Raw genomic sequence first — 13,966 nt, forward strand, 5'->3', positions numbered from 1 at the left:
TCGCAGTGACCCCTCACAAGGTCGGTCGGCGCTCGGTCCAGCGGTGCGTCTGCTCCAGGGTGCGGGAGGTCTGCAGCAGCAGGTCTTCCCGCCATGGCGCGGCCACCAGCTGGACGCCGACCGGCAGGCCGCTCGCGTCGTCGTGGTGCACCGGGACGGAGATCGCGGGCTGGCCGGTCACGTTGAACAACGACGTGAAGACCGCCATCGGGTAGCTGGCCGTCACCGGGTTGCCGCTCTCCCGCCACGCGCCGACCCGCGGCGGGAGGCACGCCATGCTCGGGGTGACCAGCAGGTCGAAGCTGTGGGTGAACGCTTCGACGATGCGTCGTGACAGCTGCTGTGTCTGGTACACGCTCTCGGCATAGGCCCAGGAATCGACCGTCTTCGCGGCTTCGCGCTGGGCGCGGTTGTGTGGTTCGACGCGGTCCGGGTCGGCGAGCGGAATGCCGGCGCCGGCGACGTTCCAGATCTTCATGAACGTCGAGATGAGTTCCTCCGACGTCGGCAGCGGAAGCGGTTCGTCGACCACGTGGTGGCCGGCCTGTTCCAGGGTGCGCAGGGTTTTGTCGACCGCGGTCAGGCAGGCCGGGTCCACGGGGATGCCGTCGATCAGCGAGGTGCTGAGCACGCCGACCCGCAGGCCGGTCGGCGGCGCAGCGGTCAACGCATCAGCGAAGGACCGCGTGGGAGTTGGCGGGGACCACCAGGCGCCGGGGTCGTGGCGCGCGATGACGTCCAGCGCGGCGGCGGTGTCAGCCAGCGTTCGGCTCACGACGCCACTGGTGCCGAAGCCTTCGACCTCGACGACCGCGTTCGTGACCAAGCCGCGGGTTGGCTTCAGCCCGACGAGACCGGTGCACGACGCCGGGACGCGGATCGACCCGCCACCGTCCTCGGCGTGCGCGATCGGAGCCATCCCGGCCGCGACGGCGATCCCCGCGCCGCTCGACGAACCGCCTGGCGTGCGGCTCGGGTCCCACGGGTTGCGCGAGATGCCCTGGGCCTCGCTTTCGGTGAAGGACACCGCGCCGAACTCCGACGTCGTGGTCTTACCGAGCGGGATGAAGCCCGCGTCGGCGAGCCGCCGCACGATCGGGTCCGACGCGGTCCTCGGTGTGCGGGGCGTGGCGAGGGAGCCGTAGGTGGTCGGCCAGCCGACGACGTTGACGAGGTCCTTGATCGGTACCGGAACTCCGTGGAACGGCGGCAGTTCCTCGGGCGTGGACCGCACCATGGCGTCGGCTGCGGCGGACGCGGCGGTACGGACCTCGTCGTCGGCGCGGTAGCAGAAAGCGTTGAGTTCCGGGTCGAGTTCGGCTATCCGGTCGAGGTAGCACTCGGCGACCTCGACCGGGCTCACTTCCTTCGCGCGGATGGCGGTGGCGAGTTCGACGGCTGAGCTGAACGGATCGACCACGGCGGATCTCCTTTCCGGATGTGCATTCAGCCTGGCCGCGGCCGGGGTCACCGGTATTGGAGAAATGTCGCGCTGCCGCATTTCCGTACGATGGCGGCATGCGACCAGCCCGATGGGCTCGCGACGGGGCTGCGGTGTGGGACATCGCGGTGCCATCCCGGCGGCCCCGGCTGCCTGGAATGCGCATGGCCGGTTTCGCCGGCAGGACCACCGATGTCATCGACCTTCCGGTGGTGCCGTACCCGGCGGTCACGCTGTTCATCGATCTCGGCGACGCGATGCTCATCGACGACGCGCGCGGAGTTCGGGAACGGGGCAGCGTCGTCGCCGGTCTCGCGCCGCGGGGAGCGCGCGGGCACGGTAAGGACGTTGAGTGCGTACAGATCCGGCTGTCGCCCGAGATCGCGCATGCGGTGTTCGGTACGGCGTTGAGTGGCTCCGTCTTCGCCCTCGACGACGTCTGGTCGGCACAAATGCCGGACCGGCTGCGCGCACTTGATTCTTGGGACGACCGGTTTGCGCTGGCAGAGGCAGCGCTGACGGAACGGTACGAGGTCGGGCGTGCGGTTGATCCGGAAGTCACCTTCGTGTGGCAGCGGATGGTCGCAAGGCGCGGGCGGGTGCGGATCGAGCGGTTGGCCGAGGAGACCGGGTGGAGCCGGAAGCGGCTGTGGGCGCGGTTTCGCAGACAGATCGGGCTCAGCCCGAAACACGCCGCGCGGCTTGTCCGGTTCGACCACGCGGTGCACCGGCTCGCCGCAGGGGAGAGCCCGGCGGCGGTGGCAGCGGAAACCGGATATGTCGACCAGGCGCATCTGCACCATGAGGTGAAGGCGTTCGCCGGGATCACGCCCGCGGCCGTCGCCGGTGCGCAGTGGCTCGCGGTCGACCATGTCGCCTGGGCTCGCTCCACCGGGCTGTAACTGCCCAGGGTTTCGGTTCCCCTCGGCCGCACCGGAAAAGAGACAATGGTCGCGTGCGTATCGATGTGCTGGGGCCGCTGCGGGTCCGCGCGGATGACCGGGAGGTGCCGGTCGGCGGCTCCCGGCTCCGCGCGCTGCTGGCGAAACTGGCACTGGACGCGGGCAAGGTGGTCAGCGCGCGGGCGTTGACCGATGCACTCTGGCCCGCCGATCCGCCGGACAATCCGGGACCCGCGCTGCACTCCCTGGCCGCGCGACTGCGGCGTGCGCTGCCCGCTCCGGAGGTACTGCGCTCGGAGCCGGCCGGATACCGGCTCGACCTCCCCGCCGAGGCGGTGGACGTCATCCGGTTCGAACGTCTGGCGCGCGAGGGCCGTCGCCTGCTCCGAGCCGGATCCCGGGCAGCGGCGGTGGAGCCCCTGACGGCCGCTCTCGAGCTGTGGCGCGGTGACCCGCTGGCCGAGGTTGCGCACCTGCCGTTTGCCGCCGCAGCGGCCGGGTGGCTCGGCGAGCTGCGCCTGGACGCCATGACCGACCGGATCGAGGCCGAGCTGGCCTGCCCCGGCGTGGACCGGACATCGGCGGTGGCCGAACTGGAGAAGCTCATCGCCGCGAACCCGTTGCGCGAGCGGTTGCGGGCCCTGCTCATGACTGCGCTGGACGCCGATGGCAGGCAGGCCGAGGCACTGTCCGCCTACGAGACCTACCGTGAGCTCCTTGCCGAGCGGCTTGGCGCCGACCCTGGACCGGAGATCCGGGAGCTGCATCTGAAGGTGCTGCGCGGCCGAAGCGCGCGGGCTGGCCAGGGTGGCAACCTGCGTGCCGCTCTGACCAGCTTCGTCGGCCGCGACGCCGAACAACACAGCCTCGCCGAGCGGATCCGCGCCTGCCGGCTGGTGACGCTGGTGGGGCCCGGCGGGGTGGGCAAGACCCGGCTGGCCACGGTGACCGCGGGCGGGCTGCCGGAGCCGGCGTGGCTGGTGGAGCTGGCACCGCTGACCGATCCGGCCGACGTTCCCGGCGCGGTTGTCGGCGCCATGGGCCTGCGCGGTTCCGAGGACGCCATGTCCCGGATGGTCGAGGCGCTGTCGGCCACCGAGAACCTGCTCATCCTTGACGGTTGCGAGCATCTGCTCGACGCCGCCGCGCATCTCGTCGATGAGCTGCTGGGCCGCTGTCCCCCGCTGAGCGTACTGGCCACCAGCCGCGAGCCGCTCGGGATCACCGGCGAGGCACTGTTCCCGGTGTCGCCACTCGGATCGCAGCCTGCTGCCCGGCTTTTCGCCGACCGGGCGCAGGCCGTGCGGCCCGGGTTCACGCCAACCGACGAGGTCGTCCTGATCTGCCGCCGCCTCGACGGCCTGCCGCTGGCCATCGAGCTGGCCGCGGCCCGGCTGCGGTCCATGTCGCTCGACCGGCTCGCCGCCGGGCTGGACGACCGGTTCCGGATTCTCACCGGAGGCAGCCGCACCGCACTTGCCCGGCACCGCACGCTGCGGGCCGTGGTGGCGTGGAGCTGGGAACTGCTCACCGGAGCCGAACGCGAGGCCGCCGAGCGGGCGGCCACGTTCCCTGCCGCCTTCACCGCGGAGGCCGCCGAACGGATCGGCATTGCCGGGCCGCACCTGTATGCGCTTGTCGACAAATCGCTACTGGTGGTCGAGGGTGGGCGGTACCGCATGCTCGACACCCTCCGCGAGTACGGGCGCGAACGCCTTGCCGAGACCGGAAGGCTGCACGAAGCGCTGGCCGAGCACGCCGCCTGCTTCCTGGAACTCGCCGAGCATGCGCAGCCCCGGCTCCGTGGGGCCGAGCAGATCCCCTGGCTCACCCGGCTTTCCGCGGAACGCGACAACCTGCTGGCCGCGTTGCGATTCGCCTGCGAATCCGGTGACGCGGACACCGCCGTCCGGCTCGGTGCCGCGCTGGCCATGTTCTGGACAGTGCACGGCGACCATGCCGAATCCACCCGGCAACTCCGTGCCGTGCTGCGGATGCCCGGCGTGGCAGATGCGGACGCCAGGCTTCGTGCCTGCGCCGGCTACCTGTTCAACGCGATGTTCGCAGGGGAACTCACCGAGGCCGCAGCCGTTGCCGGCGAGCCGCCTGCCGCGCACGGACCGACCTCGGCCTTCGTCACGGCCATGCTGGCGCTGGCCAACGGGGACAGCGCCGCCGGGCTGGCGGCGCTGGAGCCGCACCTTGGCGAGGACGAACCGTGGACGCGGGGGATGCTGTGGCTGGCCCGCTCGTTCCTGCATGGCACGGATCTCCGGCTGGAAAACGGCAGGCGGGACCTCGCCACCGCGGTGGCGGGATTTCGCGCGGCAGGGGAACGGTGGGGGCTTTCGCTGGCGCTGATGTCCCTGGCCTCGGTCCAGGTCACCGCCGGGAACCCGGCCGAGGCCCTCGGCATGCTGGACGAGGCCGTGGCGCTGGCCGAGGAACTCGGTACGCACGAAGGGCAGCGGGTATGGCTGGCCATGATCCGCTCCGACGCCGGAGACCTCGTGGGAGCCCGCAGGCAGCTACTGGCCGTACTCGACCGGGCGGCCTCGCCGCGCCAGGTGGCACTGGCCCGGATCCCCCTCGCCGACCTTGCCCGCTACCAGGGGGACCTCGCGGAGGCGCAGCGCCAGCTCGCCCTGGCCATCGCGGAGGGGGACCCGCCGGAGCGAGCCCTGTACGCCGCGGCGGCGGGAAGTCTCGCCGCGGCCACCGGCGATCTCGACACGGCCGCCCGCCACCTCGCCGAGGCCTGCTCGCTCGCCGCGACGCTGCCGGACCCGCCGATGGTGGCCCACGTGGCCGTCGGCATCGCCGACCTGCACCAGCGGCGAGGTGAACCGGATACGGCAGCGGAGATCCTCGGCATCGCACACGCACTGCGCGGTGGGCCCAACGCGGGCAATCCGGATGTCGCGCGGCTGCTGGGCGAGCTCGCCCCCTACCGGGACGCCTACCGGCGCGGCCGTGCCGCGGAGCCGGTATCTGCCCTGGCCCGGCTGCGCGGCGGGCTGCCGCCTCGGTAACCGGTTACTCCCGCGCGGCCGCCTTTCGCCGTTTCGCCAGAAACTCCGCCCGGCAGCCCGCGCAGCAGAACGCGTACAGCTCACCGTCCAGCTCGACGGTGGCCGTGTTGCCTTCCAACGGAACGAGTACCCCGCACATCGGATCCCGCAATGCCCTGCCCTCGGCGGCGTCCTCCCGGTACGGCTCGCTCAGCATCTCGACGATGTCGTTCGAGGTCGCCACCTTCCCGCGCAGCCCGATACTTCCTTCGGACACTCCGATGACGTGCACCTGCACGGTCGGCTCCCGGTAAGGCCGCAGCCTGTCCTCGAACTCCGCGGCGATGATCCGCGTCGCGTAGGCGACCAGAGTCTCGCTCAGATCCTTGCGCCAGGGGCCGGGGACGTGTACGCGGACCACGCAACGAGGCGGACCCTCCGGCGTGACCAGGTTTTCGGCCGCCACCCAGATCTCCGGTTCGTGCACCACCACCTGGAACATGGCGGCGGCCACCGCGGCGGACCGGGGCGCCATCTCGGAAACCTCATCGGCCCCCTCCGCGGGCTCGCCGTCGCTCAGCTCGCCGAGTCTGCCCAGCCGGCGCGCCACCCGGCGGCGTTGCTCGGGCTCGAGTGCTCCCTTGGACACGAACAGTTCGACAAAGAACATCAGTAACCACCTCCGGTCGGAGATTGCCGAACCGGTCTGCCAAGGCAGTGCCATCCGGCTGCCATCCGGATGGCAGCGAACACACCGACCACAATGGAGGCCGCGGCGCCGGGTGCCTGCCCGCGGTCATTCCGTTGCCCGCTCGAGGCCGTGTCGCCGCCCGATCATGGTCTGTCCGCGGGCTACGCTGCGAACCAGGCACGAACAGGGCGTGCCCGAACAGCTGAGGAGGCAGTACGTCATGGCCCAGAAGGTCCTCGTCGAGATGCTCGACGATCTCGACGGCAGCGAGGCGGCGCAGACGGTGCCGTTCGCCTTGGACGGTGTCTCCTATGAGATCGACCTGTCCGAGGAGAACGCGGCCAGCCTGCGGGAAGAGCTCGCGCGGTTCGTGGCCGCGGGCCGCAGGGTCGGCGGCCGCCGGGTCCGGCTTGCCACCGGCCAGTCGGCTGCGAAGCAGTCCGGAACCGACCGGGAGCGCAACCGGCAGGTGCGTGCCTGGGCGCAGGAGAACGGGTACGCGGTTTCCGATCGTGGCCGGTTGTCCACCGAGGTGATCGCGGCTTTCGAGGCCGCGCAGCAGGCACCGGCCGAGCCCGCCCGCCGGCGCGGCTCCCGGAAGAAGAAGGCCACCGCCTAGCTCGACCAGCGCCTGGCGCGAATCCGGATCCGCGCGGGCGGCCGGTTTTCGGGATCAGCCGGGATAGGATCTGCCCGTGCGGACTGTGGTGATCGGCGGCACCGGTCATATCGGTACCTACCTGGTTCCGCGGTTGGTGGAACTCGGCCATCAGGTGGTGGTCGTCTGCCGCGGCCGCAGGCAGCCATACACCCCGCACGGGGCATGGCGCCGGGTGCACATGATCGAGGCGGACCGGGAGGCCGAGGAGGCCGCGGGCACCTTCGGGCCGCGGATCGCCGATCTCGGCCCGGATGTGGTGATCGACCTGATCTGCTTCCGGCTGCCCAGCGCGCGGCAACTCGTGGAGGCGCTACGTGGCCGGATCCGGCACTTCCTGCACTGCGGCACGATCTGGGTGCACGGCCCAAGTGCCCTGCTGCCCACCACCGAGGACCAGCCCCGGCGGCCGGTCAGTGCCTATGGTGAGCACAAGGCCGCCATCGAGGACTATCTGCGCCGCGAGGCCGAGCTGACCGGATTCCCGGCGACGGTCGTGCATCCCGGGCACATCACCGGGCGCGGCTGGGTACCGGTCAACCCGGTCGGCAATGTCGATCCGGCGGTGTTCCAACGGCTGGCGCTGGGCGAACGGGTGGTGCTGCCGAACAACGGCATGGAGACCCTGCAGCATGTGCACGCCGACGATGTCGCGCAGGTGTTCGTCAACGCCATGGCGAACCGCCGCGCCAGTCTCGGCGAGAGTTTCCACGCCGTGGCCGGCACCGCGATGACCCTCCGCGGCTACGCCGAGGCGCTCGCCTGCTGGTTCGGCCGGGAAGCCGACCTGGACTACCTGCCGTGGGAACGCTGGCGGGAGACGGTCGCCGCCGAGGACGCCCGGATCACCCATGACCACCTGGTGCACAGCTCGCACTGCGGTATCGACAAGGCCCGGCGCCTGCTCGGCTACCAGCCGCGTTACACCTCGCTGCAGGCCGTGGCCGATGCCGTGGACAGCCTGGTCGGTGCCGGGCGGATCAGCCTCGGGGACTGAACCGGACCTACCGGCCCGCCTCGCCGGGGAGCAGGTGCCCGAGCAGCAGTTTGATCAGCAGGGTGGGCACGAACCAGGCGACCGGATCCGGCACCGGCAGCATGGTGGCCGCCGCCGCGCCCAGCACGGCGACCGCGAAGGCGGCAGGCCGCCGCAGCTGCCCCGGCACCGCCAGCACCAGCACGGCCCCGGCGAGCACGCCCGCGTACACCACGGCCGCCGTGGCCCAGCCGAAACCGGGGACCACCAGTGCCAGCAGGAACGGCTGCAGGTGGATGGCGACGAACCCGAGGTGGCGGCGCCAGGTCCGGCCGGGCGCGTGGAAACGGTGCTTGGCCGCGGTCGTCGCATTGGCGACCGCGCCGCCGAACATGTCGAAGGCCACGATCCCGAGCACCAGCACCGGCAGCCAGCCCAGCCCGGCTTCGGCAGCCAGCGTGACGGCCAGCCCGGTGCCTGCCAGCGCCGCGAGGTAGGTGGTCAGCAACTCGCCGGTGCCCGCCCTTGGCGCGACCAGCTCGTCGTTCAGCCTGGTGAGCAGGCCGGTGCCGGATACGGTCATCATGTCTCCCTGCTGCGGAGGCCATCCAGGCAGACCGAAACGACCGGACCGGCGAGCTCGGTGAGCGGCAGCCGGGGATCGACCAGCCACTGCAGCAGGCAGCCCTCGACGGCGGCCACCACGACCGTGGCGTGCTCGGGGCCGACATCCGGCCGGGCCATCCCCTCGGCGACGGCCTCCCGCAGCAGCTCGGCGACCGCCGAACGGTAGTCCGCGTACACCGCGCCCATATCCAGCGGAAGACCTTCGCCGCCCCGGCTCGCCGACCACAGGTCGAGCAGGATCCTGGACAGCTCGGGCCGCTGCGCCATCGACCGCAGCACGGCGTGCACCAACTCCGCCAGCCGGTCCATGGCGGGACGCCGATCGGTCCTGATCTCCCGCAGGATCTGCGCGGAGGTACCGGACAGCTCGTCGAAGGCGGCCGCCAGCAGGGCCTCACGGCTGGCGAAGTACAGGTACACGCTGCCCTTGCCGATACCCGCCTCGGCCGCGACGTCCTCGATCCGGCTGGCCGCGAAGCCCTTGCGGGCGAACACCCGCACCGCGGCACCCAGGATCTCCTCCCGGCGGGCCGCGCGGTCCACTCGTTTCGGCGCCATCAAGCCTCCAATATGGCTGACTGGTCAGTCATAATAAACCATGACCGGGAGCCCACGACGACAACGGGGGTGCCGGCCATGGCCGGCACCCCCAGGGTTGGCTGCGGATCAGCCAGCCGCGCGGAGCAGGATGTCCACCGCGTCGTCGTTGCGAGCGGTCTCCCGCGGGATGACCGATGCGGGTGGGTAGAACCCGCCGATCCCACCGCTGCGCGGGTACATCTCGAAGGTGTAGCTCAGGATGCCGTGCTCGGCCCACATCCAGTCGTTCACCGAACCGTCGGTGATGTACAGGTCGCTGGACTGCTGCGGGGTGTAGCCGTTGGTCCGGGCCATCTGCCGTCCGATGTCCTGGAACCGCCTGGCCTGCTCGGCGTTCATCCCCGGCGCGGTGTCGGCGTAGGTGTAGCCGTACGGCCAGAGCACCAGTTCGGAGAAGGTGTGGAAGTCGATATGCGCGGTGATCTGCTGGCTGCCGCCGACCACCCTTGAACCGACGAAATCGGCGACGGCCCTGGTCTCCGGCGCGGAGAACGGCGCGGTTCCGCGGTAGGTCTGGCTGGAGGGATAGCCGCTGGAGCCACCGCAGCAGCCCCACCGGTAGCCCCAGTTACGGTTCGGGTCGGTGCCCTGGCCCTGCCGGTTCTTCCGCCAGCCCTTGTACCGGCCGCCCGCGATGTCGTACTCGGAGCCGTCCGGGTTGACCTGCGGGATGATCCAGATCTCCCGGCTGTCCACCAGCTGGCGCACGGTGGGATCGCTGGCGTATTCGCTGGTGAAGCGGTCCACGATATGCAGGCACATCTCGGTGGTCAGGTGTTCCCTGGCGTGCTGGTTGCAGGTGAACAGCACCTCGGGCTCGTTCTCGTCCCGCGCCGCGTTGTCGCTGATCTTCAGCATGTGCAACTCGCGCCCCTGGTAGGAGCGGCCGACGCTGCTCATCCTGGCCAGGCCGGGGTAGTCCCGCGCGGCGGCCCGCAGTGCGGCGGTCATCTCCGCGTAGTTGTGGTACGCCTCGTCGCCGGGCGGGAAGTCGTTCACCCCGGCCGCGCGGGCGCCGCCGCTGCGCCGCGCCAGCATCGCGTCGAAGTCGCCGACCTGCTCGAGGGCGAACCCCTCGGCGCGCAGCCTGCCGGCCTGCCCGGGTGAGGCGACGACCGTCATCCGGCCGTCCCGGACGCCGAGCACATCCACGCCACTGCTCGCGATCGCCGTGCGATCCGGCGCGGCCGTGGCCTCGCGTACCTGGTAGACACCTCGTTGCGGTGCGTCTTGGTTCCCTTGCTGGGCACCGGCGGGCGAAGCGGTCGTGGCGACCATGATCAGTCCGATGGTCGCCGCAACGCCGCCCAGGACGCGACGTTTGGTCAACATTACGCCTCCGAACGATTACCGAATGTGTGGTAGCCAGCCTGCGCGGGCGGGATAGCACCCACAACCATCGGAAGTCGGGAGAAGTTGACGTATCAACGGGATTTATGGACCGGACGTCGCCGCGTCACGGCCAGAGACGCTCGGTGCGCCAGCCGGTGGCTTCCCGGGTGTAGCGCAGCCGGATATGCAGCCGGTCCTGCCGCCCCTGCCAGAACTCCACGGATTCCGCGGTGATCAGATAGCGCGTCCAGCCCGCGGGTACCGGATCCGGCTCGGTGGCCACCCGATGTTCCGCCGCCCGCGCCGCGCGCGTCAGCTCGGCCGGGTCGGAAAGGATCTCGGACTGGTTCCCGATCAGGGATTCCACTTTGGACGCAGGAGGGCGTTCGCGGAAATCCGCCGCGGAGAGCTCGGCTGCGGCCGGGGTGGCGGTGCCCCTGATCCGCACCTGCCTGGCCCGTTGCGGCCAGAAGAAGGTCAGTGCCACCCGCGGATTCGCACCGAGTTGCCTGCCTTTCGGGCTGAGCGCGCTGGTGGCAATCTGCCAGCCTGCCGCGTCGACCTCCTTGAGGATCACCACCCGGGCGTCCGGTGCGCCCTCGGAATCTACAGTGGACAAAACGGTGGCGTGCGGAGCCAGCGCGTACTCGCCAGCGTCCGCCAGCCAGGCAAGAAACAGCGCGTCCGGTTGCTCCGGCGCGCTCGCGGGGTCGAAGTCCGGCGGCTCGTCCGGAAAGGACGGCCAGCCACGCAAGGGGGACACCCGGCCATGATGGCAGGTGTGGGGCGGCACCGTGCCGCCCCACACCTGCCGGTGATCAGAGCTCGGCGTAGGCGATCACGTTGTCGGTGTAGCTCTGCGCCTGCTCATCGAAGGCACCACCGCAGGTGATCAGGCGTAGCTCCGGTTCGTCCGCGGAGCCGTACACGAGTTCGGTGGGGAACTCGTCCTTGTCGATCTGCTGGACGCGGGTGGTCCGGAACCGCAGTTCGGTACCGTCGGCCAGGTTGATCAGGATCTCGTCCCCCGCGGTGAGCTCGTGCAACCGGTAGAAGATGCCCGGCTGTTGCCTGCCGTCCACATGGCCGAGGATGACGGCGGGCCCTGGATCGCCGGGAACCTGCGCGTGCTTGTACCAGGCGGCCTGCATCGGCTGGTCGATCGGCGGAACCTCGATCTGCCGGTTCTCGTCCATGCCCACCTCGATGAGCGAGGATGTCGCTTCGAGCTTGGGAATGCTGATCCTGGTCGGCTTCACCCGCTCGTCCGCAGCATCGACCACCGTGGCGGCGGGCTCGGTGCCGCCCGTGTCGGCCGGTGCGGCCCCGTCCCCGGATTCGTCCCCGCATCCCGCGCTGAGCAGGAGTGCGGCCGAGGCCAGGGTGGCCGCGATCGCGCGGCCGCCCCGGGACGTCTGTCGCGTTCGCACGATCACCTCAGCGGGTGGCGACCGCGCCGCCGCCGGTCTCGTGCTTGCCCTGCGGGGCGAGCACCACCTTCCGGCGTACCTCGTCCGGTTCGGTCGGCAGCTTCCGGTCCACCGCGGGACCGCCGGTGACGGTGAAGCTCGCGGTCAGCTTCTCCTCGCCGCAGCTGGTGGTGACGCTGTACTTCCCTGGCTCGATGTCCGTGCGGACCAGGCCGGCCGCGCCGTAGATGTCGTCCTCGTAGGCGAACCACGGGCTGAACGCCTCGATCGCCGGGGAGCTCAGGGGGCCCACCTCGCCGGAGACGCAGAACAGGCCGATGCCAAGGACCTCCCCACGGGGCAGCTCCCCGGGGTACACGTCGATGAGCGAATCCGGCAGGTTCGGCGGATCGGAAGGAGTGGACGGGCCGGTCGGCTCCGAGGTGCTCGTCTCGGTCGGTTCGGCGCCCGTGCTCGTGGTCGGCTCGCTGCCCGAGGTCTCCGATGGCGTGCTGCTCGAGGTCTCGCCGGGCTTGCTGCTCGAGGTTTCGACCGGATTGTTGTCCGAGGTCGGCACGCTCGCGTCGTTGTCACCGGTCTCCGGCGTCGAGTCGGCGAGTGCGATCGGCACCATCGTCATCGCCACGGCCGCCCCGATGGCGGCGGCACGGGTCGCCATACTCATGGTTCTGTTCAATGTGATTCCCCTGCAAAGAAATGATCTGGCACCCGGTCGGGTGCCGATTACTGCGGGCGCAAATTACCGTGAGTCAGCGATCGTGAATCAAGTCAATAATCAGTGTGCTATATCACAAACACCTGCTGTAACGCCGATGCTGTGTGGTGTTCTTGCTGGTGAGAACCACGAGGGAAGTTGATCGTGATAACCAGGAAGCTCGGTCGTTTCCCAAAAGTGACCAATATGTCGGACGAGTAGAACTACCTGGTAACAACGACAAGGCGAATCGAATGGTCTGACCGGAGTAACAATTTTGATCCTTAGTAGACACTTAGTCGCCGGTTAGTGCGAGTGGGTCGATGCGACCGGGGTGCCGCCTTCTGGTTCACTACCGGAGCTATGCGACGAGTGATGCTCACCGGTTTGCTCGCGGTCGGAATGCTGGCCGGATGTACCCAGCAACAGCAGGACAGCGCGGAGCCGCAGGGGGCGGCAGGGTCCAGCGTCCCGCCGACGTCCTCCGCCGCGCCCGAGTTGCCACCCGCGCCGGAGCCGGGAGAGCAGGCCGACTGCCCGTACCTGGAGCGTTCCGCCGTGGCCAAGGCCAACGGGCAGCGGGTTTCCCAGGTGCGGATCTCGGCGGAGCAGCCGCCTTCCTGTTTCTTCTACGCGCTCACCGGCAAGATCCAGCTCACCGTGCGGGTCTACACCGGCGAGCCCGCGGTGGCCGAAGGGCTGGTCGATCAGGCGGCGCCCATCGACAGCAGCAACCCGGCCAAGCAGCCCGCGGGCTGGGAGGGTGGTTACCTCGCCACCGAGGAAGGGGCGGTGTACGCCGTGGCCAAGGGTGGCAACGCGGTCATCGTGAGCACCAACCAGCAACAGAGCGTGAAAGCCAGGACGGTCGCCGAGGAGGCGATAACCGCCATGGGTTTCTAGCCGGAGGCGGACAATGACGCTGCGTGCGGGCGAAGTTGATCTTGTACTACCCTGAGCCGCACGCGTGGGCGTCGTCGATTCAGGCGACTTTGGCGGCCTGCCCCCTGGCCGGTCGAAAGCAGTCGAACGACCCCCTGCGACCCACTCGCACGTCGATCTCGATTGAAGAAGGATAGGAATCCGTGGCTGAAACCCTGAAGGAAATCCTGCTCGACTCCAGCAGGCGTCCGGACGTCGTGACCGACCTGGTGACGCTGGTCGACGAAGAGGTAGCCGAGAAGGGCGGCGTTTCCGGCACCGTCGTGAAAACCGGTTACGCGGCCGTCAAGAAGATCAAGCCGGGCATCATCGGCTCCGCCGTGGACAGCCTGCTGGACGACTTCGCCGCCGCGCTGGAGCCGTTCTACGCCGACTACCGCGGCAGTGGCGGCGCCGACTTCGGCGCTTACCTCTCCGGCCGCTCGGACGAGGCCGCTGACGCGCTGCTGGCCGTCACCGACTCCCGTGCGGAGAAGAGCAGCCGGGACAGCATCAAGAAGGTCTACAGCAAGCTTCGCCCGCAGGGTAAGAACCACGTGCAGGAGGCACTGCCCCGCCTTGGCAAGCTGATCGACAAGCACGCCGCGGCCGCCTGACCGGGTCACGCGGAAGGGCCGGGGCGGATCAGCCGCCCCGGCCCTTCGCCGTTCGTAGCGACCGGC

General features: G+C 70.0%; 15 protein-coding genes. 7 read left to right on the plus strand and 8 right to left on the minus strand.

Annotation, left to right across the window (positions count from 1 at the left end):
* Nucleotides 1–13 precede the first annotated feature (13 nt).
* Nucleotides 14–1,420, minus strand: coding sequence for an amidase (locus KOI47_RS00065; RefSeq protein WP_216212319.1), 1,407 nt, complete (start codon nt 1,418–1,420; stop codon nt 14–16).
* A gap of 98 nt (nt 1,421–1,518) precedes the next feature.
* Between KOI47_RS00065 and KOI47_RS00070 the strand changes: the two genes are divergently transcribed.
* Together KOI47_RS00070 and KOI47_RS00075 are read left to right on the plus strand one after the other, a co-directional pair.
* Complete coding sequence (locus tag KOI47_RS00070) at nt 1,519–2,343, plus strand: AraC family transcriptional regulator (RefSeq protein ID WP_216212322.1); 825 nt, start codon at nt 1,519–1,521, stop codon at nt 2,341–2,343.
* Nucleotides 2,344–2,396: 53 nt separating this feature from the next.
* The gene (locus KOI47_RS00075; protein WP_216212325.1) at nt 2,397–5,375 is read left to right on the plus strand and encodes an ATP-binding protein; all 2,979 of its coding nucleotides are present in this window, start codon (nt 2,397–2,399) and stop codon (nt 5,373–5,375) included.
* Between the two features lie 4 nt (nt 5,376–5,379).
* On the opposite strand, the gene KOI47_RS00080 is transcribed toward KOI47_RS00075, so the two are convergent.
* Nucleotides 5,380–6,024: a hypothetical protein gene (locus tag KOI47_RS00080; protein WP_216212328.1), complete on the minus strand. Its 645-nt coding sequence runs from the start codon at nt 6,022–6,024 to the stop codon at nt 5,380–5,382.
* A 241-nt stretch (nt 6,025–6,265) separates the two neighbouring features.
* Here KOI47_RS00080 and KOI47_RS00085 point away from each other — a divergent pair, with 241 nt between their 5' ends.
* Both KOI47_RS00085 and KOI47_RS00090 read left to right on the plus strand, forming a co-directional pair.
* Complete coding sequence (locus tag KOI47_RS00085) at nt 6,266–6,664, plus strand: histone-like nucleoid-structuring protein Lsr2 (RefSeq protein WP_216212331.1); 399 nt, start codon at nt 6,266–6,268, stop codon at nt 6,662–6,664.
* A 76-nt stretch (nt 6,665–6,740) separates the two neighbouring features.
* The gene (locus KOI47_RS00090; protein ID WP_216212334.1) at nt 6,741–7,700 is read left to right on the plus strand and encodes an NAD-dependent epimerase/dehydratase family protein; all 960 of its coding nucleotides are present in this window, start codon (nt 6,741–6,743) and stop codon (nt 7,698–7,700) included.
* A 7-nt stretch (nt 7,701–7,707) separates the two neighbouring features.
* Here the strand turns inward: KOI47_RS00090 and KOI47_RS00095 are convergent, their stop codons facing one another.
* From KOI47_RS00095 to KOI47_RS00120, 6 genes are all read right to left on the minus strand, one after another.
* Nucleotides 7,708–8,262, minus strand: coding sequence for a hypothetical protein (locus KOI47_RS00095; protein WP_216212338.1), 555 nt, complete (start codon nt 8,260–8,262; stop codon nt 7,708–7,710).
* Nucleotides 8,262–8,864: a TetR/AcrR family transcriptional regulator gene (locus KOI47_RS00100; RefSeq protein WP_216212341.1), complete on the minus strand. Its 603-nt coding sequence runs from the start codon at nt 8,862–8,864 to the stop codon at nt 8,262–8,264. Before KOI47_RS00100 ends, KOI47_RS00095 begins: the two co-directional genes overlap by 1 nt.
* A 108-nt stretch (nt 8,865–8,972) precedes the next feature.
* A complete protein-coding gene (locus KOI47_RS00105) occupies nt 8,973–10,238 on the minus strand; it encodes a M14 family metallopeptidase (RefSeq protein ID WP_216212346.1) in 1,266 nt (421 codons plus the stop codon).
* 124 nt (nt 10,239–10,362) lie between these two features.
* The gene (locus KOI47_RS00110) at nt 10,363–11,001 is read right to left on the minus strand and encodes a pyridoxine/pyridoxamine 5'-phosphate oxidase (RefSeq protein WP_216212349.1); all 639 of its coding nucleotides are present in this window, start codon (nt 10,999–11,001) and stop codon (nt 10,363–10,365) included.
* A 55-nt stretch (nt 11,002–11,056) separates the two neighbouring features.
* Nucleotides 11,057–11,668: a class F sortase gene (locus tag KOI47_RS00115; protein WP_216212352.1), complete on the minus strand. Its 612-nt coding sequence runs from the start codon at nt 11,666–11,668 to the stop codon at nt 11,057–11,059.
* 7 nt (nt 11,669–11,675) lie between these two features.
* A complete protein-coding gene (locus tag KOI47_RS00120; RefSeq protein WP_216212354.1) occupies nt 11,676–12,026 on the minus strand; it encodes a hypothetical protein in 351 nt (116 codons plus the stop codon).
* A gap of 4 nt (nt 12,027–12,030) precedes the next feature.
* Here KOI47_RS00120 and KOI47_RS00125 point away from each other — a divergent pair, with 4 nt between their 5' ends.
* From KOI47_RS00125 to KOI47_RS00135, 3 genes are all read left to right on the plus strand, one after another.
* Entirely contained in the window at nt 12,031–12,525 is a 495-nt protein-coding gene (locus KOI47_RS00125; RefSeq protein ID WP_216212357.1) for a hypothetical protein, read from the plus strand.
* A gap of 212 nt (nt 12,526–12,737) precedes the next feature.
* Nucleotides 12,738–13,265: a DUF2020 domain-containing protein gene (locus KOI47_RS00130; protein ID WP_408629880.1), complete on the plus strand. Its 528-nt coding sequence runs from the start codon at nt 12,738–12,740 to the stop codon at nt 13,263–13,265.
* A gap of 182 nt (nt 13,266–13,447) precedes the next feature.
* Nucleotides 13,448–13,900, plus strand: coding sequence for a DUF6918 family protein (locus KOI47_RS00135; RefSeq protein WP_216212363.1), 453 nt, complete (start codon nt 13,448–13,450; stop codon nt 13,898–13,900).
* Nucleotides 13,901–13,966: the final 66 nt, after the last annotated feature.

This window comes from Amycolatopsis aidingensis (genome assembly GCF_018885265.1).
Taxonomy (GTDB): Bacteria; Actinomycetota; Actinomycetes; order Mycobacteriales; family Pseudonocardiaceae; genus Amycolatopsis; species Amycolatopsis aidingensis.